Source organism: Bacteroides sp. NGMCC 1.200775, assembly GCF_040798045.1.
In the GTDB taxonomy this organism is placed as follows: domain Bacteria; phylum Bacteroidota; class Bacteroidia; order Bacteroidales; family Bacteroidaceae; genus Bacteroides; species Bacteroides hominis.
Map to the genome: position 1 here is coordinate 363,753 of NZ_JASCQK010000002.1, position 20,584 is coordinate 384,336.

Here is a 20,584-nt window from a genome sequence, read left to right on the forward strand (position 1 = left end):
GTTTCATTTTGAGCTTCTCAATAAAATAGAAGATTTGTAGTATTTTGATAATAAGCGTTTTAATAAATCTTTTTTTCTTTTTACTAAGTTCAATATCATTGTGTAATACGCACATTATAAGCATTTTAGTGTATACTACAGTTCTGCAAAGACTTTGCAGATTTCGTATATCGGTATGCAGACTGCTGAGGTAGCAATTGCACCGATAATCAAAGTGATATTAAAGACTGATGCTAAGGCACTTGACGAAGTCGTAGTAACAGCAATGGGTATCTCAAAAGAGAAAAAAGCGTTAGGGTATGCCGTACAGGATGTGAAAGGAGATAAGCTGACTCAAGCATCAAGTAGTAACCTTTCCAGCGCTTTACAAGGTAAAGTTTCAGGAGTAGAGATCTCACCGTCATCAGGTATGCCGGGTGCCTCTTCCAAAATGACTATTCGCGGATCACGCTCGTTTACAGGAGATAACACTCCCCTGTATGTTGTGGATGGTATGCCTATCTCATCATCTACAGACTTGGATACTTTCAACTCTGTTACAGGCTCTGACTATGCAAACCGTGCGGTAGATATCGACCCGAATGACATTGAAAGCATCAACATCCTGAAAGGTCAAGCTGCTTCTGCTCTGTATGGTATGCGCGCATCAAATGGTGTGGTAGTAATCACTACCAAGAGCGGTAAAGGTGCACGTAAAGGTAAACCGGAAGTTACCATCAACACTGGTTTATCATTCGATAAGGTTTCTACTATGCCGGATTTCCAAAAAGAATTCGCACAAGGATTTAATGGTGCTTTTAGCCCATCAGATTCTCGTTCTTGGGGCCCTTTGATCTCAGAACTGGCTAACGATCCCAAATATGGTGGCAATACGGATAATACCTATACCCAGAAATACGGTAAACATCAGGGGCAATACTATGTAGACCAGCGTGCCAAAGCAGGACTGGACCCATGGGCTACTCCTCGTGCATATGACAATGCTAAAGATTTCTTTAATACAGGTGTAACGTGGAACAGCAGTGCAAACGTGGCACAAAGCCTCGATAAAGGAAGTTACTCTTTGTCTTTAGGAAGTACTACTGCAAACGGTATTGTACCTTCTACAGGTATGGATCGTTATAATGCAAAACTAACTGCACAAGCTCAATTGAACAAGAATTGGTCTACCGGTTTCAATGGAAACTTCGTTTATTCTAAAATCAAAAAGCAAACCGGTGCCAACAATGGTATCCTGGCAACTGTATATGGTGCACCGTCCAGCTACGATTTAGCCGGTATCCCATCACACATTGATGGAGATCCTTATACACAAAACACGTATCGTTCGACAGGCGGTTTCGATGGTGCTTATTGGGCCGTTGAAAATAACTCTTTTAAAGAACGTACTCAACGTTTTTTTGGAAATGCATTTGCTAAATATTCTACTGATTTCGGTACAGAAAATCATAAACTGGATGTAAAATACCAGTTAGGTACCGATGCTTATACCACTAACTATACCGATACATGGGGATATGGACACTCCAACGGAACAGGTAGCATTGAAGAGCAGAGCGTTACAAACAATGAAATAAATTCATTGTTAACTGTTACTTATGACTGGAAAATCACTCCGGAACTTGACTTAAATGTATTATATGGTAATGAATTAGTCGATAATTCTTCAAAATACAAATACAACCTCGGAAATAACTTCAATTTCCCAGGATGGAACCATATAGCTAACGCATCAATCTATTCGTCTACAGGAACCTACCATCGCGAGCGTACCGTTGGTAACTTCGGTAACATTTCATTAGCATATCGTAGCATGCTGTATTTGAATGCTACTGTTCGTAATGATATTGTTTCATCCATGCCACGCAACAACCGTTCATTCACTTACCCTTCCGTTTCTCTTGGTTTCATCTTTACCGAATTGGAAGCACTGAAGAATGATGTTCTGACTTATGGTAAAATTCGCGCTTCTTATGCAGAAGTAGGGCAGGCAGGTACTTACTATCCTTCTTACTATAAAACTCCGGTCTATGGTGGCGGATTCTCGTCAGGAACTCCTATCCAGTATCCTATTGGATCAATCAGCTCATATATTCCATATTACAAAATTTATGATCCTAACCTGAAACCTCAGAACACCAAATCATACGAAATCGGTGCAGACTTCAGTTTTTGGAACGGTTTAGTTTCATTGAACTATACATATTCACGCCAGAATGTAAAGGATCAGATATTCGAGGTGCCTTTGGCTACTTCTACCGGATATAGCGAATTGATCACAAATGGTGGATCGGTACATACAAACTCACACGAAATCACTTTGAGTGTAAATCCGATCCAAACTAAGAACTTCAACTGGGATTTTGCATTCAATTTCTCTAAAATCGACAACTATGTCGATAAATTAGCTCCGGGTGTATCAAGCATCATGTTAGGAGGTTTTGTTGATCCGCAAGTACGTCTGAGTGCCGGTGATAAATTCCCGGTTATCTATGGTACAAGCTATCAAAGAAACGAAGATGGTCAGATTGTCGTAGATGAAAACGGTATGCCGACATTAGGTGAAAACAGAGTGTTGGGAAGTGTATCTCCTGACTTCAGACTGGGCTTCAATACTACTTTTGAATTTTATAAGTTCCGCCTCTCTGCAGTACTTGACTGGAAGCAAGGTGGATGTATGTATGCCGGTACTGTGTCAACACTCGACTATTATGGTGTAACCCAGAAATCAGCAGACTATCGTAAAGCTGATTACTTCTACTTCAATAAACCGGCTGTAAAACAGTTGGCAGATGGTTCTTACGCACCTAATGACATCAAAATCAGCGGTGAGAACGCTTATAATTACTTCGACAGATTGAGTACGATCTCTGAAGCCGGAGTATACGGTTCTTCATTCCTGAAATTACGCGAAATCGCTTTAAGTTATCCGGTACTGGATAAGTCATACTTAGGCGTAACAGTAAACGTCTTTGCACGTAACTTATTGCTTTGGTCAGAAATGGATAATGGTATTGACCCTGAATCATCACAGGGAAATAACAACATGGCTGGTGCTTTCGAACGCTTCTCGCTCCCGGGAACATCAAGCTATGGTTTTGGTATTACAGTTAAATTCTAAAAAGGACAAAAATGAAATCAATATTTAATTTATCAAAAGGCATATTGTCTGTGGCATTGATTTCCGTTGCATTTGCTTCCTGTTCGGAAGATACAATGGATCGTATTAATGAAGACAAAGACCACACAACCAGTGTACCTGCCAAATTCATCTTGGCTGACGTAATCACTGCAACTGCATTTAGCAATATCGGAGGCGACTTTAATACATATTATTCTACCTACGTAGAGCATATGGTTGGAGTAGACAATCAATTGGCAAATGCGGAAAAGCGTAACGGAGAGCCTTCGGCATCTTCTACTTTTAACAATGTATGGGGTAATTTATACTCTACACTGAAGAATGCACGTATCGCAATTAACATAAGCTCAAATGAGGTTTCAGCCAATTATACAACCAAAGGTATTGCCGAAGTATTGGCCGCAATCAATGCAGGACTGATCGCAGACTCATTCGGTGACACTCCTTTCAGCCAGGCTGCCCTTCCGGAATTAGTCAATGGACAACCCCAGTTTATGACTCCGGAATTAGATAAGCAAGAAGCTATTTATACTACCATTATGGAATATTTGGATGCAGCAATCACTGATCTTCCCAAAGGTGACAAAAGCGATGAAATTGGTGAGTATGACTTCATATATAAAGGTGACGGAGAAGCATGGTTAAAACTAGCATACGGCTTGAAAGCTCGTTATACAATGCGTCTGTTAGCTCGTTCTTCTTCAAAAGAAGCTGATTTACAAAAAATTTTAGAGTACATAGAGAAATCATATACATCTATTCAGGATCAAGCTGCTTTCTCTATTTATAGTGCAACAAACTTAAACCCGTTATTTGACTTCCAGTGGAGCCGTGACGGATTGGCTGCAAGTAAAAGCTACGCTGATAAACTAATAGAACGTAAGGATCCGAGATTACGCCGTATCTTTTGCATTGGACAAGGTAAGGTAACTGGAGAAGAAAAAGCTGTGTCCATCCAAGTAACCGGTGCAGATGACCCAAGATTCCTTATGGCCGATAACGGTACGGCAGAGTCTGTTAAATATGAATATAATACTCCTATATTCGTATATTCGCAAACATGTCCAACCTTATTAATGAGCTATCATGAATTACTTTTCCTGAAAGCTGAAGCATTGGCTCGCTTGAATAAGACCAATGATGCGGCAGATGCTCTGAAAGATGCTATTGTTGCAGCCATTGCAAATGCAGAAACAGGTGTAACAGCTGCACTTAACGCTCCTACAGTAAAAAGTTACGGAGGCGTTAAAGAGACTACCAAAGCTATCACAACTGCTGAAGCAGAAGAGTATTTCACCAACAACGTAAAACCATTATTCGATGCCAATCCTGTAAAAGAGGTAATGGTACAGAAATATATTGCATTCCTTGGAGCCTTCGGTGAGACAACAGAATGCTATAATGATGTACGCCGCCTCAAAGCAATGGGTGAGGAATATATCAAACTGGACAACCCTTACAAGTTCCCACTTCGCGCACCTTACGGAGCAGATGATGTAAGTGCAAACCCGAACGTAGAATCTGCATTTGGAAACGGCCAGTATGTATATACCGATCCGGTTTGGTGGGCCGGCGGTAGCCGCTAATCAGCATAATGCTTTCTAAAGTATTTATCAAACAATAAAGAGAATGCCCGGATTTACATATAAAACGTATCCGGGCATTCTTCTTTTTCTGAACGAATCAGTATCTGATTTATAGCAACCCTTCTTTCAAGATACCTACCAATATCGGATGCAATCCACTAACAAAACATTCAACAGCAATCACCATCAAAATAAGTCCCATCAAACGCATCATCACGTTATTTCCGGTCTCCCCCAACACTTTAACTAATCGGGTAGACGCACGCAGAATCAAGAAGGTAATAAAATAGATCAAAGCAATAATGCCAATTAACGTTCCTTTCATTTCAATGGTATGGGCATCCTCCATCAAAACAATGGCATTAGCTATCGCCCCCGGACCACAAAGCATAGGTATGGCAAGTGGAGTGATCGAAATATCGTCAGCATAGGTTTTAATCTCTTCATCTTTCAATTTCATCGGAGTGTACCGTGCCTGCAACATATCAAAGCCTATCTTGAAAATAATCACTCCACCTGCAATACGAAATCCGTTGGTCGAAATACCGAAGAATTTAAAAAGGAATTGCCCTGCAAAAACAAATACCATTAAAGTGATAAACGAGACGAAAGTGGCACGGCGAACAACCGCTTGCCGCTCTTTATCAGTCATACCATGAGTCATGGTCAGAAAAACGGGCATTGTACCCAACGGATTAGTCAACGTAAAGAAAGAAGTGAAACAGAGTAAAGCAAAAGGCAAGAGAGTGTCCATAGTTGTATTTTTATGCGTTCTATATTGAACGCAAAAATACAATATATCTATAAATGTTACAACAGTTCCACCAACTCTTTCAAATCAGTCATTGAATAAGTAGGACGGAAAGGAAAATCAGTGCGTCCGGACACATTATAATAAGCCTGATGCATTCCCACTCCATGGGCACCAACAATATCAGCTTCCCAACTATCCCCAATCATTAATGATTCACGTAGTTCGGATTGTGTAGCCGACAAAGCAAAATGAAAAATTTCCGGCCAAGGCTTCATCACTCCCAGATCTTCCGAAAGAATTATTTTATCAAAATATGTATCAATGCCTGCCGAACGCATTTTACAGGATTGCAATTCCCTGAAACCATTTGAAAGAATATACAAATTATATTTAGGTGCCAAATACGAAAGTACCTCTTCCGCATACGGCATTAGCCGCCTTTTAGTAGGAACTATCAAAAAGAAATCGTCAGAATAACGTTTTGCAAGCATTTCATCGTCAACGCCAACAGCTTTCAAAGGATATAAAAAACGCTGTCGATTCAACTCTTCTTTAGTCACCTCCCCGTTTCCATATTCTACCCACAACTCCGCATTCCTCTTTTGGTAAAGAGAATAAAAATGGGAAAACGAATCGAAATACCTTCCCAATCCATATTTATCGTAAACTTCTTCAAACGTATCATACGCATTTTGGGAAAAGGCCCAGAGAGTATCATCTAAATCAAAAAACAGGTTTCTATATTTCATATTAATATATCAGGTACATTTCAAAAAAGAGAGCACGGATTACATACTGTGTAGTCCGTGCCCTTATCAGTTACGTTTGTTTTATACTACTTATTTGACCTGGATTACCAGATATTTAGATACACTCCAGAATTCTTTCGGATTCGTGATCTTCAAAGTCAGCTGACCTTTATCATCTTTAACCAGCTCGTAAGATTTAGCCGGATGAGTAGTGAGCAAATCAGCACGTTTAGAATATAATTTAATCTCTTTAGTAGTACGGATATCGATCTGAGTAAAATAATCCTTGTTGAAATCCGCACTCTTCAGCACATCCCCTTTTTCAAGAATCTTCTGAGATTTAAGCTCCGATTTAGTACCAAACACAAACCATGCACTATTGATGGCCTTATCCTGTTCTGCTACGGTCTTTGCCTTGGCTTCATTTTCAGCAGCCAATGACTCTTTATCGGCAGTCAGTCCGGTTACTGCAGCATCCAATTCCTGAATACGGATATTCTTAGAAGCTAATTCAGCCTGAAGTTCTTCGATACGCTGAGTTTTAGCAACCAACTCCTGAGTCAAAGATTCAACGGCTTTTTTCAATTGTGCCGAATTATTCTTACTATTCTTCAGCATAGCCTGCAACTTAGCGATCTGTGCCTTGTTTTCTTCCATCTGTTTCGTAATGAATTCAATATCAGATGCTATTTGTTGTTTTGCGGTTGCAGAATTCTCAGAGATAGTGCCACGGGTCAAGTCAACACGGCTTTCAGCTGCGTTTATTCTACGAAATCCTTCCTGAACTTCGTTGAAAGTACCCATCATTTCGTCCAATTCGGCATTGCGCTGGGTCAACTCCATCAAAAGAGAATCATTTTCTGCCTTCAGGTCCTTACTTCCACCACCCAGGCCGTTACACGAAGCCAACATAGCTGCGCATACTAATAAAACTACTAACTTTTTCATACGATTACGTTTTACGTTTTTAAATGAAGTTATTATTAATCGTCTATTCCTGCAAGTACAATCACAATCTCTCCCCGGGGTTCGGTAACGGTAAAGTGTTCTATCAATTCACTCAAAGTCCCGCGAACCGTTTCCTCATGAATCTTTGAAATTTCACGGGACACAGATACCTGACGTCCGGAACCGAAATATTCGGCAAACTGTGTCAATGTTTTCAGCAAACGATGTGGGGATTCATAAAACACCATTGTTCTGTGTTCATCCACCAACGATTTCAATTTTGTCATACGCCCCTTTTTCTGAGGGAGAAAACCTTCGAAACAAAACTTTTCGTTAGGCAATCCCGATGCTACCAACGCCGGAACAAAAGCTGTCGCCCCGGGCAGGCATTGTACTTCGATACCATTGCGCACACATTCACGAACTACCAGAAAACCCGGATCAGAAATTCCCGGTGTTCCGGCATCCGAAATCAAAGCGATGGTTTCTCCTGCCTTTATTCTATTAACAACACTCTCCACCGTTTTATGTTCATTAAACTTATGGTGGGATTGCATCGCGTTTTTAATCTCAAAATGTTTCAGCAAGATTCCGGAAGTACGGGTATCCTCCGCCAGAATCAAGTCGACCTCCTTCAGGACTTTAATAGCCCTGAATGTCATGTCCTCCAAATTCCCGACCGGCGTCGGTACCACATATAGTTTTCCCATATCCTAATAATCGCGTTTTTATATAAAGTACTTTTTGAGAAGTTCCACTAAATCAGCTTTAGCTTCATTTTCCTCTTCCACCTTTATTTTAGAAGATAAGAAAACAAGAGCCGCATCCAGTGAATGCATCTCCCCAATCTGTTGCAACACATGATTCATTTGCTCCATGCTTCCCCCAAACAGTTCACGGGAAAAGCGAAACGAATCATTCAGACTGATTGAACGGCGTAAATCTCCGGCTGTTTTAATCCGCTCGGCCAAAATAGGTGTAGAAGCCGTATTGGTTTCAATCTTCATAGATACTTCAGCCGATTGTGCCGGTTCTACGGTCACTTCAGGCAATTCCAATTGTTCAGATTCCGGCATCTCCGGAGCCTCCGGAACTATTACAGGCTCTTCATCTTTCTCCGGGTTACCCACAACTATTTCTTCTTCTTCTTCTTCTTCTTCTTCTGCTGCTGCTGCTGCTGCTGCTTCTGCTGCTGCAGACACAGGTTCCGGCATTGGATTTATAATCCGGTCAGGAAGTTCGTTTTCCGGTAGTGCTCCCCGATCCAACTGTTCCAGTAAGATGTCCAACCGGCCACGCATTTGCACAATATTTCTCTTTGCCACTTCACGCAAAGCAGAATCCGGTTTACGCGAAACGGCCTCCATCAGGCATTTAAGTTCCTGAATATCCAATTCTATATCGTTCAACAATGCTTGCATATCTACATCTGAATTTCTTCTTGAATGACTTCGCAAATGTAGAAATAAATAATGAAAAAACACCGAGAAGCCAATAAAACTATTACTTTTGCAACCAATTATAACATACATCAGCATGGTATTATTTTCAGAAGATCATATACAAGAGACGAGAAGAAGAGGAAGAATTGAAGTAATTTGCGGTTCCATGTTTTCAGGAAAAACCGAAGAACTGATCCGTCGCATGAAGCGGGCCAAGTTTGCCCGCCAACGCGTAGAGATATTCAAACCTGCCATTGACACACGCTATTCTGAGGGGGACGTTGTTTCACATGACAGTAATACCATTTCCTCCACCCCCATCGACTCTTCAGCCAGCATACTGCTTTTCACATCCGAAATTGATGTGGTAGGCATTGACGAGGCACAGTTCTTCGACAGTGGATTAATAGATGTATGCAATCAATTGGCAAACAACGGGGTACGTGTCATCATAGCCGGATTGGACATGGACTTCAAAGGCATACCGTTTGGTCCGATGCCGGCTTTGTGTGCCATTGCCGACGAAGTATCCAAGGTACATGCCATTTGTGTAAAATGTGGACAATTAGCCTCTTTTTCACACCGTACGGTGAAAAACGACAAACAGGTGCTATTGGGTGAAACAGCCGAATACGAACCTTTATGTCGGGAATGTTACCAGAAAGCCCTGCAAGAGGACAAAGAAAAATCATAATGACCTCACGGTAGCAAAGCCCGGACATTTTCGGTGAGGTCGCACATCAAACGTCAGATTATTATGGAAAGGAAAAAGATTACATTTGATAGTTTCATACGTGGTTCCATCTGCTGTGCGCTCATTGTGGGATTACTGATACTTTTTAAAAGGCTCAGCGGCGTGCTGCTACCTTTTTTTGTGGCATGGCTTATCGCTTATATGATTTATCCGCTCGTCAAATTTTTCCAGTATAAATTACGCTTTAAAAGCAGGATCATTTCTATTTTCTGCGCATTGTTCAGCATTACCATAATAGGAATTGCCATTTTTTACCTTTTAGTGCCCCCAATGCTTGCCGAAATAGGACGAATGAACGATCTGTTGGTTACTTATCTGACTAATGGTGCTTATCGTTCCGGAACAGTGCCTCCTACTCTTTCGGAATTTATCCACAGACATATCGACCTTCAGGCACTGAACCGAATCTTAAGTGAAGAAAATATAATGAATACCATTAAAGAGACTGTTCCTAAACTTTGGGCACTCGTTGCGGAATCTATTAATATTCTGTTTAGCGTATTCGCTTCATTCATCATTTTATTATATGTGGTATTCATCTTGCTCGACTATGAATCCATCGCAGAAGGATGGCTTCACCTGCTACCAGGCAAATACCGTACCTTTGCATCCAATCTGGTCAATGACATACAGGATGGAATGAATCGCTATTTCCGCGGCCAGGCACTTGTTGCCTTCTGTGTCGGCATCTTGTTCAGCATTGGGTTCCTGATCATCGACTTTCCGATGGCTATTGCCTTGGGACTTTTCATTGGTGCCCTCAATATGGTTCCATATCTGCAGATTATCGGTTTCTTGCCTACCGTCATATTAGCAATCCTAAAAGCTGCTGATACCGGTGAGAATTTCTGGGTAATCCTGGCAGGTGCCCTCGTTGTTTTTATTGTTGTTCAAGCCATCCAAGATGGTTTCCTTGTCCCAAGAATCATGGGAAAGATCACAGGGCTCAACCCTGCCATCATTCTTTTATCTCTTTCCATCTGGGGATCCTTGCTCGGGATGTTAGGTATGATCATAGCACTCCCGCTCACCACCCTAATGCTCTCCTATTATCAACGTTTCATCATCAATAAAGAGAGAATAAAATACGACACACATGAAACATCTGATAATCAGAAGATAGAGGGAGATGACGAAAAATAAATAAAACTTTTTTCACCCAAAAGCTTGCAGATATAAAAAAAGTCACTACCTTTGCACCCGCAATCAGGAAATAACTGATACGCAAATAAGGATTGATTCGCTAGCTCAGCAGGTAGAGCACAACACTTTTAATGTTGGGGTCCTGGGTTCGAGCCCCAGGCGGATCACTGAAAACAAAAGAAAAATCAAGCAAATCCCTGATAATCAGATATTATCAGGGATTTCTTTTTTCTGGCAGGTAGCAGAAAATAGCCGTTTCAAGCATATTATCGGTGGATAAATCGTGGGACTAAAATTTAATTCTAAAAAGTCCCACGAATTTGCATCTTTCTCACTGATTCATAGCATTTTGCATAGACTTACTTTGGAAGAGAATACATAGTTTTGTAACTTAAAAAAACGATGTAAAAATGGCTCGAAAATCATTTTCTGTTTTGTTCTTTATCAAAAAAGCCAAGTTATTAAAGAACGGAGAAGCACCTGTGTGCATGAGAATCACTGTAAACGGCTGTATGGTAGATATTTCTATCAAAAGAAGTTGTCCCGTAAACCTATGGAATCAAGCAAAAGAGAATTCAAAAGGAAAAGACCGTATGTCGGTGGAACTGAACCACTACTTAGAAATCACACGCTCACGCATACACCAAATTTATAGGGAACTGGAAACTTCCGACAAGGTTATCACCGTTGATCTTGTGAGAAAACTGTATTATGGTGTGGATGAAGAAAGCAAAACCCTTTTGCAAGTATTCAGAGAACACAACGAACAAAGTCGTAAGCTGATCGGCAAAGACTTTGTTAGTAAAACCGTTCAACGGTATGAAACCACTACCCGATATTTGGAGGAATTCATTAAGAAAGAATATCAGTTATCTGATATTGCCCTGAATAACTTGGAAGCCAACTTCATTTCTAAGTTCGATGCTTTCTTGAAGATTGAAAAAGGTTGTGCGCAGAACTCCGCTATTACCCGATTGAAGAACTTAAAGAAGATTATCCGTATTGCTTTGGAAAACGACTGGATAAAGAAAGATCCGTTTGCTTACTACCGTTTCAAATTGGAAGAAACCGATCCTGAATTTCTGACGATGGACGAGATTAAAATCATTCTCGCCAAAGAGTTTACAATTAAACGAGTAGAACAGGTACGTGACGTTTTTGTCTTTTGCATTTTTACTGGCTTGGCGTTCAGCGATGTGAAAGATTTATCACCCGAACACTTGGTAAAAGACAATAAAGGGGAACTTTGGATAAGGAAGAACCGCCAAAAGACTAAAATCATGTGTAACATTCCTGTGCTGCCTGTGGCAGCTTCTATACTTGATAAATATAAGGATGTGGCAGAGTGTACCGGAAAACTTTTACCTGTATTGTGTAATCAACGCATGAACAGTTATTTGAAGGAGATTGCCGATGTGTGCGGAATTCATAAAAATCTTAGCACACATACCGCCCGTCATAGCTATGCCACAAGCATTTGCCTTGCAAATGGCGTAAGTATGGAGAATGTTGCTAAGATGTTAGGTCATGCAGATACAAGCGTAACAAAACACTATGCAAGGGTATTGGATCAGAATATTTTCAAGGATATGCAAAAAGTAAATAGCTGCCTGTCGGAATTGGCTATATAATAAAGATAGTAGCTAATATTGAAAAAGGATTGGGAAGAATGAATTTCATTTTCTCAATCCTTTTCTTTTATAGTAAGTTTTCCAGAACTCAATATGAAGCATTGACAAAGGTAAGTTCCGTATTTAGCCTGTTCAAGTCCGAGCCTTCGGTTTAGATGAGAATCTTCCTCTCACTATGTTCGAGCGTATTTTCATCTAAAGACTTGCACAGACTAAATACTTCACTGGGAAAGTCAATGATTCAAATTAAATTCCGAAAAACAATGTTTTGGGCTTGGCAGGTTACTCTTTCCAACTTTCAAAGTAGTGCTTTTGGAGCAGTTTATCAATATCACTCTGACGGTAGATGATTTTACCTTTTATCTGGATAAAGGGGATTAGACCTGTATCTCGCCATTCTTGCAGGGTTCGCAAACTGACATTCAGTTTCTTGGAAACTTCATGGTTGGAAAGAAAGCGTTCCCCATTCAGGTAGGGCTTGTAATGCTTGACTATAGATTCAATACTGTTCAGCATCGAATCAAGCGAGGAAATAAACTCTTTAACTTGCGGGGTATCTTTATTTATTAGTTCCATAATTGAAAGATTGTTTTATTGAAATATTGATTTCAAGATAGCTGGCTGGTTACGCAGATAGTCACCCAAAGATGAAATGTTAAGTACATCTTTTGCCGGATCATAATCTACATAGAGCCGTTTGGATGCAGTGGCAATAAAATACTGGCTACCATCTCGCTGTATCTCATAAGTAGCGGGTGAAGCCTGTTTTGTGGTTTCCGATACATATATAATAGAGAGAACATACTCTTTATCATTCCGGTAGATGATAACCGTAGGATTCAGATTAACGCTTTCCCATGTGCCGACAATAGAAAACAGGTTGAAGGACGGGTAATCTTCTTTAGTTCTATTCATAAGGCATGGTTTGTTTGGATGATTGATTCTGTATTTCACTGTCCGCAATAATTCTTTCAATATCGGAAGACTTATAATAAATCTTGCTGCCGATTTGAGAATAAGCCAGCCGTCCACTACTTCGGTAATATTGCAGTGTTCGCTTGCTAAAGCCTAACAACAGACACACTTCCTGACTATCCAGCCAGTTTTCTACTTTCTGGGTATGAGTGCTGCACAAACTTTCTATTCGTTTGGCAAACTCAGTGAACCGTTCGCAGACATACGAAAAGGTTCTCTTTTCAATGGTTACTACTTCCATACTTTCTCTTTTAAATGGTTTATAAAACGTGTTGATTCTATTTTCATCGGCAAATGAAAGAAGAATCAAGAGACGTTTTAAAAACTGTCTGGAAGTGGTGAGATTTGACTATTGCTGGCTTCTTATTGAAATAAGAAAACAGATAAATAGTATATATGTTATCGTTGAAATATATTAGATTAAGAATAGATACGCATCATATTGTCTTATTACTTTTTCTGAAACTTGAAGGACTACAGCCTTTGTTTTTTCTAAAGAATTTACTCAAATGGCTTTCATCGGTAAATCCTAGTTCTTCGGCAATCTCATTTATTCTCATTTGACTATGTAACAATCTGCTTTCGACCAATTTTAGTTTATAGCTTAATATGTATTGCTGCATTGTTTCGTTGGTGTGTTTTTTTATATAACGTCCCAAGTAACTTTCAGATATACCAAAATGCTGACTGATTTCTTTTGCTCTAATTTTACCTGTTTGATAGATATTTGCTTGGATATATTGAAGAATATCGAGAGACTTATCATCTGAACATTCATCGACTTGTTGAGGTAAAAACATAGCTATATTTCTTGCCACAACAATAATTATAGTATTTATCAACTGCGTGATAATCTCTTTACTATAAAGATTCCTATTTACATACTCCCGAATAATTGCTTCAATCATTGGTTTCACTAATAACTTATCCACCTTATTTCTAAGAATGCAGCCCGGTTGATGATTTGCATGTTGCAAAATAAATTCTAATCTCTGGATATTCTCTGAACCAAATATGGCTGAATGTATATAGATGTCATTAAACTTGATGTTAATGAATTTTGTAGTTGTGTGAATCTCAAAGGAATGAGAATCATTTGGAGTTATCAAGAACAAGTGTCCATCATGATATGGGAACATACTATTGTTAATCCATTGAATACCTGTTCCTGTTAAGATGTAGACTAGTTCAAAAAAAGTATGCTCATGCTCAGTTAATAACGATTCACTATGCTCGTTAAAGCTGATCTCAAATGGTTGATGAAGATTTTCTTTTTTCATACCTCAAATATAACACATAAAGCGGAATTATACCAATATGGCGAAAATATATACCTATATTTAGAACAAAATAGGTATAACTTTGCCATAAATCAAAATTAGATTACTTATGAACTTTTTAGAACTATCAAAACAACGTTATTCAGCAAGAAACTACTCTTCTGATATGATTGAGCAAGCAAAACTCGACTACATTTTAGAATGTGCCCGTTTTGCTCCTTCTGCTGTAAACTATCAACCTTGGCACTTTTTTGTCGTAAAAAGTAATAAACCCAAACTACTGATTCAACAATCTTATCCACGTGAATGGTTTACCGAAGCTCCACTCTATATTGTAGTTTGTGCTGACAATTCAATTTCTTGGGTGAGAAAATCAGACAATAAGAACCATGCAGATATTGATGCAGCAATAGCGACTGAACATATTTGTTTAGCCGCAGCAGAACAAGGATTAGGTAGCTGCTGGGTATGTAATTTCGATCCTGATATGCTAAAGGATAATCTTCATTTATCTCCCAATATGTACCCTGTGGCAATTATTTCATTAGGTTATGTAAAACAACCACCTGAAAAATCATCTAAACGAAAAGATATAACCGAAATAGTTTCAATCTTATAAACGTAACAATTATGAAAACAGAAATGGAAAAATGTCTGGCTGGTGAATGGTATGATTGTCATAACCAAGTTTTCTTGGATTTAAAGCCCCGAACACATAAGTTATTGATGAAATATAATTCATTACCTTATGAGAATAAAGAAGAAAAAAACAGCTTGCTAAAAAAGATGCTAGGTAGTATCGGAATGAAAGTTTCGGTTGCCAGTCCATTTATTTGTGATTATGGCTGCAATATACATATAGGAGATAATGTCACTGTAAATACCGGTTGTACCTTTGTGGATTGTAATAAAATCACTATCGGAAGTAATGTTCTTATTGCCCCTAATGTTCAGCTTTATACAGCAACTCACCCTATTGATTTAGATGAACGGCTAGCGCCTGTTGAAACAGAAGATGGAATAAAACGAGTTCGCCGCACTTACGCTTTGCCTATTACAATTGAGGATGGATGCTGGATTGGTGGAGGTGTAATAATCCTTCCCGGAATAACAATTGGGTACGGTAGTGTAATTGGAGCAGGTAGTGTTGTTACAAAAGATATTCCGGCAAATAGTTTAGCCATTGGAAATCCATGTAAAGTGATACGTCAAATCAATCAAACTAAGAAACTATGATAAAATTGGTCGCTTTTGATTTGGATGGTACAATTGCCGATACAATCCCAATGTGTATCGAAGCCTTTAAGCAGGCAGTATCTCCCTATGCATCAAAAATATTGTCAGAAGATGATATTGTGAAAACATTCGGACTTAATGAAGAGGGAATGATTAAAGAGGTCGTTTCAGAAGATTGGGAAAAAGCTCTGATTGATTTTTATGTGAAATACAAAGAAATGCACACAGTCTACATTCAACCATTTGCGGGGATAAGAGAATTGATAACAGAATTGAAGAAGAACTCAATTATTGTATCTTTAATAACAGGTAAAGGTCAAAGGAGTTGTGATATTACGCTTCACCATTTTGAAATGGAAGCTCTTTTTGATAGTATTTCAATCGGATCGCCAGATAGAAACACAAAAGCGGAATCAATGACGGAACTAATATCAAAATATAATACCCAACCAGCAGAAATGGTATATGTTGGAGATGAATTTTCCGATATTACCGCTTGTAGTAAAGTTGGAATACAATGCTTATCTGCTGCATGGATAGCCTCACTCTCAAAAATGAAGAAATTAGAAAAGGAAAATCAAGGATATGTGTTTAGTTCTATCAAATCACTTCATTCTTTTCTAAAGAAAGAAGCTCATTTAGTTTAGATTCATATTCGTAGATTGATTTTAGTATTTTCTGGCATAATGGATATTTATTGGTAATATAAAAGCATGAAATCAGACGTTAAGTCTTTCTATATAATACTTACCATTAAAATTATGCTTATGAATGTATTGTTAAACATGAGGATGTTCGGACTATTCTCTGAAACCTCACAAGAAGTAACTAATAATGAAATGCAAGAAGCCTATGGCGAATTTGTTGAACAGATTAGAACTATAAGTAATGGAAATGATTATTCAACTACTTATCGAATTCTTGCAGCTACCCGTATCGAGATAGCTTTACTTGAAACAATACCTCTTTACGGGCAGGGGGAAAAATGCGCTTAAAAAGCTGTTCATACAAAAGGTACAGGCTACTATTACCGCAGAAATGGAACTGCTGAATCTAAAAATTCAGTACCCCAGCCAATTTCAAAATAGAATAAGCAGCCTTCCACCTTCACCACTCTATTTGACCGACAATACCAATCTAGTTGAAATCATGGAGTTGATTAGTGGACTATTCCTATCACAAAGAGTAGTAACCCATGCCGGAACAAAATCACCATTAACAGAAATTGGGAGAGCATTTGAACACCTCTTTAATATCAAATTAGGAGATGTTCACAAGAAACACGAAAGCGTCATAAAGCGCAAGCCATCTAAAGTAACTGAATTTTTAGATACACTTCGCAAAGCTATTGCCGAAGAAAGTAAAAAGAAAGGCTATCTATAAATCAAGAACTTACCAACAATTGTTAGGGGAGTAGATATACTACACCCCTAACTTATTTGCATCCATTTACCGTACTTTGCTTCATCAATCGATTGAAAATAATAATGTTGAACTAAAAAATGAAGCAAAATGTATATAGACAATGAAAACTTTGAGAAGTGGATGGAAAAGCTATCTAAAAAGCTCACCGTAATCGGACAAGATTTGAAATCTCTTATCAATACTGATACAGTACTAGATGATAATGAGAAGATTCTTGATAATCAGGATTTAGCTTTTCTCCTGGAAGTATCTTTCCGAACTCTTCAACGCTATAGAGTAAATAATCAACTTCCTTATTTCACTATCGGAAGGAAAACCTATTATCGGGCTGTAGATATTCGAGCTTTTGTTCGTGAACGTGCCGATTCCCAAACCTACAAACGGTTTGAAAAAGACAATCAGTTGACAAATCAGCCCTGATAGCAAAATGCAGTAGAAGGAAGAAGCCTGTGTGCGGGCTATTTCTTTGTGTTGTCACCTCGATTTAACAGAAACTGCTTCACCTATCGGTTCAGCCCGTTTCACTAAATCGAGCAAGAGGGAACTGGACAAATCCTGTTCTTCCCTCTTGCCCTGCGGGGCAAAGCCTTCGGCTTTAGCGTGTTACAAGAACACGTTGTAATGACACCAGTAATAAGCATTTTCTTTTCAACACTTATTATCAGGCATTTATCTATTCATATTTCTATAAAAAAGTAATTATCATGCTAAATAACAGTCGAAAAACGATTTTCACTACCATTTCCATAGACAAGGAAACGGCAGCTTTGGTAGAGAAGATATGCAAACGCTATTCACTGAAAAAGAGCGAAGTTGTAAAGTTGGCATTCGGGTATATTGAAAAGGCACATATCAACCCTTCCGAAGCACCTGAATCCGTAAAATCGGAACTGGCGAAAATAAATAAGAGGCAGGATGATATTATCCGCTTCATCCGACACTACGAGGAAGAGCAACTGAATCCCATGATACGGGCAACTAATTCTATCGCTTTGCGCTTCGATGCTATCGGCAAAACTTTGGAAACTCTTATACTCTCCCAACTGGAAGCTAACCAGAAGAGACAAACAGCTGTACTGAAAAAATTGAGTGAACAGTTCTGCAATCATGCCGATGTAATCAATCAGCAGGGCAAACAACTTTCGACACTCTATCAGATACATCAACGGAACTATAAGAAGCTACTCCACCTGATACAACTATATTCTGAACTCTCCGCTTGTGGTGTGATGGATAGCAAACGGAAAGAAAACCTAAAAGTAGAGATTACAAACCTGATAAATACATAGGCTTATGCACATAGATTTTGCTCCACCCTCAAAAAGGACATACAGCAATACAGGAAGTAGCCGACAACTGGCAAGTTACATGGAACATGAAGATTTGGAGCGTATAGAAAAGGGAATCTATACCGATGGATTTTTTAATCTGACGAAGGATAATATCTATAAATCGGTTTTGATAAAGGAAATAGACAGTAATATCGGGCAACTGCTGAAAACAGATGCTAAATTTTACGCTATCCATGTCAACCCATCGGAAAGTGAGCTTTGGGCAATGGGTAACACCGAACAGGAACAAGCCGAAGCGATGAAACGCTATATTCGTGAGGTATTTATCCCTGAATATGCCAAGAACTTCAACAAAGGACTATCAGCATCGGATATAAAGTTCTATGGCAAGATTCATTTTGACCGTAGTTGTTCTGATAATAAACTAAATATTCACTGTCATTTGATTGTGAGCCGAAAAGACCAAGCCAATAAAAAAAAGCTATCACCACTTACCAATCATAAGAATACCAAGAACGGGATAATCAAAGGAGGTTTTGACCGTGTGAACCTGTTCCAACAAGCGGAACAGGGCTTTGATAAACTCTTTGGTTACGACCGCCAACATTACGAATCGTTTAACTACCACAACACAATGAAAAACGATTCTATCTCTTCACAACTTGAATTACAGACGCAAACTTTTACTGGTGAAAAGAAAAAAGATATATTCCAATCCACTGAAAAAGAAAACAATATTTGTTGCAATCTTGATAGCAAGATGGAAAACAAACATTCTAACAATCAACAAAACAACAATGGCGGTGATTCCTTGTTATCTATCTTTTCATTGGGAGTAGACTTTACATTGAGTTCTACATTAGAAGAGCAAATGCCTAAACCCAAAAAGAGAAAACAGAGAAAGCCCAAACGGTAAAAGTATCTGTTCAAATTTTAAAAGTATTATAAGGAGAGATACTATATTTTGCATACATAAAATCTCAAATCCAGCGAGAAAGCGGAAAACTTTCTCTATATTTGCATATAATTGAAATAGAATTAACTTACGTTTATGATTAATAGTCAAAATATACCCCATTTAATCAAATATATGGGAGCCAAAAGAGAAATATTGGAATATGTAACAGAATCAATTCAAAATCTAAATGTGAATTCCGAATGGCTATGTGACTTATTTTCAGGAACATCTATAATTTCCGCATCTTTAAAAGACGAATATAATATACATGCAAACGATATACAGCAATACTCAGCCATATTTAGTAATACGTATTTGCTAAATCTAAATCGTTTAATTCCGCCTCTACAAATACAGGAGATTGAGAAACGTGTTTGTTTTTTAGTCGCAGAGTTCAAAGAACGATATCCTCAATTAGAATTTAATTATACCCAAATCACCAACTATAAAGAGTTACAGCAACTTGAGAAAGCTCAACAAGAACTGATTAGTTTTGATTTTGGAATAGGTTTTAACCTATTCACAAAATATTATTCTGGTACATATTGGTCATTTGAACAATGTGTATGGATAGATTCTATTAGAGCAATAGCAGAAGATTATATTGGTACACCTTCGTATTATGCAATATTATCATCCTTAATCTTTTCAATGTCTTATGCATCACAAAGTACAGGTCATTTTGCGCAATATCGAGATGTTACTGAATCTAATATGAATGATATTTTAATATATCGTCATAAAAATATATGGAATTTGTTTTCTAAAAAATTTGAAGAGTTAATTTCCACATTAAATATAGAAACTAATTTTGAATATAAAGTAACATCACTAGACTATATGGATTGTCTTCGAGTAATAGAAAAAAATTCTATCGTTTATGCAGACCCACCATATAGCACGGTTCATTACTCAAGGTTTTATCATGCTATAGAAACTTTAGTCCGATATGACCACCCCATTATAAAGTATAAAGGTCGGTATAGGGATGATCGGCATCAATCCCCTTTTGATAAGAAGAAAGAGGTGAGAAATGCTTTCAAATTATTATTTGAAGGGGTTAAAAATAGGGAATCCCATTTAGTCCTAAGCTACAGCAATAATGGAATGATTAGTCAAGAAGAAATATTAAACATTGGGAGTTCAGTCTTGGGAAAAGGATATAAATGCGATTTACAATCAAGGGAATATATTCACAGCAAAATGGGACGCTCTGATGAAAACCAATTAGATGTGAATGAGCTTATTATATCTTATAAAAAAGTATAA

At 38.4% G+C, this 20,584-nt stretch carries 22 protein-coding genes, 1 tRNA gene and 1 pseudogene; 15 read left to right on the plus strand and 9 right to left on the minus strand.

Annotation, left to right across the window (positions count from 1 at the left end; all coding sequences use genetic code 11):
- Positions 1-136 precede the first annotated feature (136 nt).
- Positions 137-3,121: pseudogene (locus QK890_RS07905) on the plus strand (SusC/RagA family TonB-linked outer membrane protein); the annotation flags it as partial.
- A gap of 11 nt (positions 3,122-3,132) precedes the next feature.
- A complete protein-coding gene (locus tag QK890_RS07910) occupies positions 3,133-4,728 on the plus strand; it encodes a SusD/RagB family nutrient-binding outer membrane lipoprotein (protein ID WP_005810596.1) in 1,596 nt (531 codons plus the stop codon).
- A 109-nt stretch (positions 4,729-4,837) separates the two neighbouring features.
- Here the strand turns inward: QK890_RS07910 and QK890_RS07915 are convergent, their stop codons facing one another.
- The 5 genes from QK890_RS07915 to QK890_RS07935 form a co-directional block, all read right to left on the minus strand.
- Complete coding sequence (locus tag QK890_RS07915; protein ID WP_005778522.1) at positions 4,838-5,482, minus strand: MarC family protein; 645 nt, start codon at positions 5,480-5,482, stop codon at positions 4,838-4,840.
- 56 nt (positions 5,483-5,538) lie between these two features.
- Positions 5,539-6,231, minus strand: a complete 693-nt coding sequence (locus QK890_RS07920; protein ID WP_005810597.1) for a YjjG family noncanonical pyrimidine nucleotidase — start codon at positions 6,229-6,231, stop codon at positions 5,539-5,541.
- Between the two features lie 90 nt (positions 6,232-6,321).
- On the minus strand, positions 6,322-7,179 hold the full coding sequence (locus QK890_RS07925) for a hypothetical protein (protein ID WP_005810598.1): 858 nt from the start codon (positions 7,177-7,179) through the stop codon (positions 6,322-6,324).
- 35 nt (positions 7,180-7,214) lie between these two features.
- A complete protein-coding gene (gene rsmI, locus QK890_RS07930; protein ID WP_032539612.1) occupies positions 7,215-7,889 on the minus strand; it encodes a 16S rRNA (cytidine(1402)-2'-O)-methyltransferase in 675 nt (224 codons plus the stop codon).
- Between the two features lie 18 nt (positions 7,890-7,907).
- Entirely contained in the window at positions 7,908-8,711 is an 804-nt protein-coding gene (locus QK890_RS07935) for a hypothetical protein (protein ID WP_367627294.1), read from the minus strand.
- Positions 8,712-8,715: 4 nt separating this feature from the next.
- On the opposite strand from QK890_RS07935, the gene QK890_RS07940 reads away from it, so the two are divergent.
- The 4 genes from QK890_RS07940 (at position 8,716) to QK890_RS07955 (ending at position 12,149) form a co-directional block, all read left to right on the plus strand.
- Positions 8,716-9,315, plus strand: a complete 600-nt coding sequence (locus tag QK890_RS07940) for a thymidine kinase (RefSeq protein ID WP_005778531.1) — start codon at positions 8,716-8,718, stop codon at positions 9,313-9,315.
- A gap of 63 nt (positions 9,316-9,378) precedes the next feature.
- Positions 9,379-10,518: an AI-2E family transporter gene (locus QK890_RS07945; RefSeq protein ID WP_032535368.1), complete on the plus strand. Its 1,140-nt coding sequence runs from the start codon at positions 9,379-9,381 to the stop codon at positions 10,516-10,518.
- A gap of 94 nt (positions 10,519-10,612) precedes the next feature.
- Positions 10,613-10,685: transfer RNA gene (locus QK890_RS07950), tRNA-Lys, on the plus strand.
- Between the two features lie 243 nt (positions 10,686-10,928).
- On the plus strand, positions 10,929-12,149 hold the full coding sequence (locus QK890_RS07955; RefSeq protein ID WP_025835674.1) for a site-specific integrase: 1,221 nt from the start codon (positions 10,929-10,931) through the stop codon (positions 12,147-12,149).
- Between the two features lie 282 nt (positions 12,150-12,431).
- Here the strand turns inward: QK890_RS07955 and QK890_RS07960 are convergent, their stop codons facing one another.
- The 4 genes from QK890_RS07960 to QK890_RS07975 form a co-directional block, all read right to left on the minus strand.
- Entirely contained in the window at positions 12,432-12,725 is a 294-nt protein-coding gene (locus QK890_RS07960; protein WP_032539614.1) for a helix-turn-helix domain-containing protein, read from the minus strand.
- A 15-nt stretch (positions 12,726-12,740) separates the two neighbouring features.
- Complete coding sequence (locus QK890_RS07965) at positions 12,741-13,064, minus strand: DUF3876 domain-containing protein (protein ID WP_032539615.1); 324 nt, start codon at positions 13,062-13,064, stop codon at positions 12,741-12,743.
- Positions 13,057-13,365, minus strand: coding sequence for a helix-turn-helix domain-containing protein (locus QK890_RS07970; protein ID WP_032539616.1), 309 nt, complete (start codon positions 13,363-13,365; stop codon positions 13,057-13,059). The genes QK890_RS07965 and QK890_RS07970 overlap by 8 nt, the downstream gene beginning before the upstream one ends.
- A gap of 196 nt (positions 13,366-13,561) precedes the next feature.
- Positions 13,562-14,404 carry an AraC family transcriptional regulator gene (locus QK890_RS07975; protein WP_032539617.1) on the minus strand — a complete coding sequence of 281 codons (843 nt, stop codon included), beginning with the start codon at positions 14,402-14,404 and terminating at the stop codon, positions 13,562-13,564.
- A gap of 109 nt (positions 14,405-14,513) precedes the next feature.
- Here QK890_RS07975 and QK890_RS07980 point away from each other — a divergent pair, with 109 nt between their 5' ends.
- From QK890_RS07980 to QK890_RS08020, 9 genes are all read left to right on the plus strand, one after another.
- Complete coding sequence (locus QK890_RS07980) at positions 14,514-15,023, plus strand: nitroreductase family protein (RefSeq protein WP_032539618.1); 510 nt, start codon at positions 14,514-14,516, stop codon at positions 15,021-15,023.
- A gap of 11 nt (positions 15,024-15,034) precedes the next feature.
- The gene (locus QK890_RS07985; RefSeq protein WP_032539619.1) at positions 15,035-15,640 is read left to right on the plus strand and encodes a sugar O-acetyltransferase; all 606 of its coding nucleotides are present in this window, start codon (positions 15,035-15,037) and stop codon (positions 15,638-15,640) included.
- Positions 15,637-16,287, plus strand: coding sequence for an HAD family hydrolase (locus QK890_RS07990; RefSeq protein ID WP_032539620.1), 651 nt, complete (start codon positions 15,637-15,639; stop codon positions 16,285-16,287). Before QK890_RS07985 ends, QK890_RS07990 begins: the two co-directional genes overlap by 4 nt.
- Before the next feature lie 120 nt (positions 16,288-16,407).
- Positions 16,408-16,635 carry a hypothetical protein gene (locus QK890_RS07995; RefSeq protein WP_173664699.1) on the plus strand — a complete coding sequence of 76 codons (228 nt, stop codon included), beginning with the start codon at positions 16,408-16,410 and terminating at the stop codon, positions 16,633-16,635.
- 43 nt (positions 16,636-16,678) lie between these two features.
- A complete protein-coding gene (locus QK890_RS08000) occupies positions 16,679-17,023 on the plus strand; it encodes an RteC domain-containing protein (protein ID WP_046452704.1) in 345 nt (114 codons plus the stop codon).
- A 129-nt stretch (positions 17,024-17,152) separates the two neighbouring features.
- On the plus strand, positions 17,153-17,485 hold the full coding sequence (locus QK890_RS08005; protein ID WP_032540262.1) for a helix-turn-helix domain-containing protein: 333 nt from the start codon (positions 17,153-17,155) through the stop codon (positions 17,483-17,485).
- 284 nt (positions 17,486-17,769) lie between these two features.
- Entirely contained in the window at positions 17,770-18,354 is a 585-nt protein-coding gene (locus QK890_RS08010) for a BfmA/BtgA family mobilization protein (protein WP_032540263.1), read from the plus strand.
- A gap of 4 nt (positions 18,355-18,358) precedes the next feature.
- Positions 18,359-19,273: a DUF5712 family protein gene (locus tag QK890_RS08015; protein WP_032540264.1), complete on the plus strand. Its 915-nt coding sequence runs from the start codon at positions 18,359-18,361 to the stop codon at positions 19,271-19,273.
- Between the two features lie 135 nt (positions 19,274-19,408).
- The gene (locus QK890_RS08020) at positions 19,409-20,584 is read left to right on the plus strand and encodes a DNA adenine methylase (RefSeq protein ID WP_032540265.1); all 1,176 of its coding nucleotides are present in this window, start codon (positions 19,409-19,411) and stop codon (positions 20,582-20,584) included.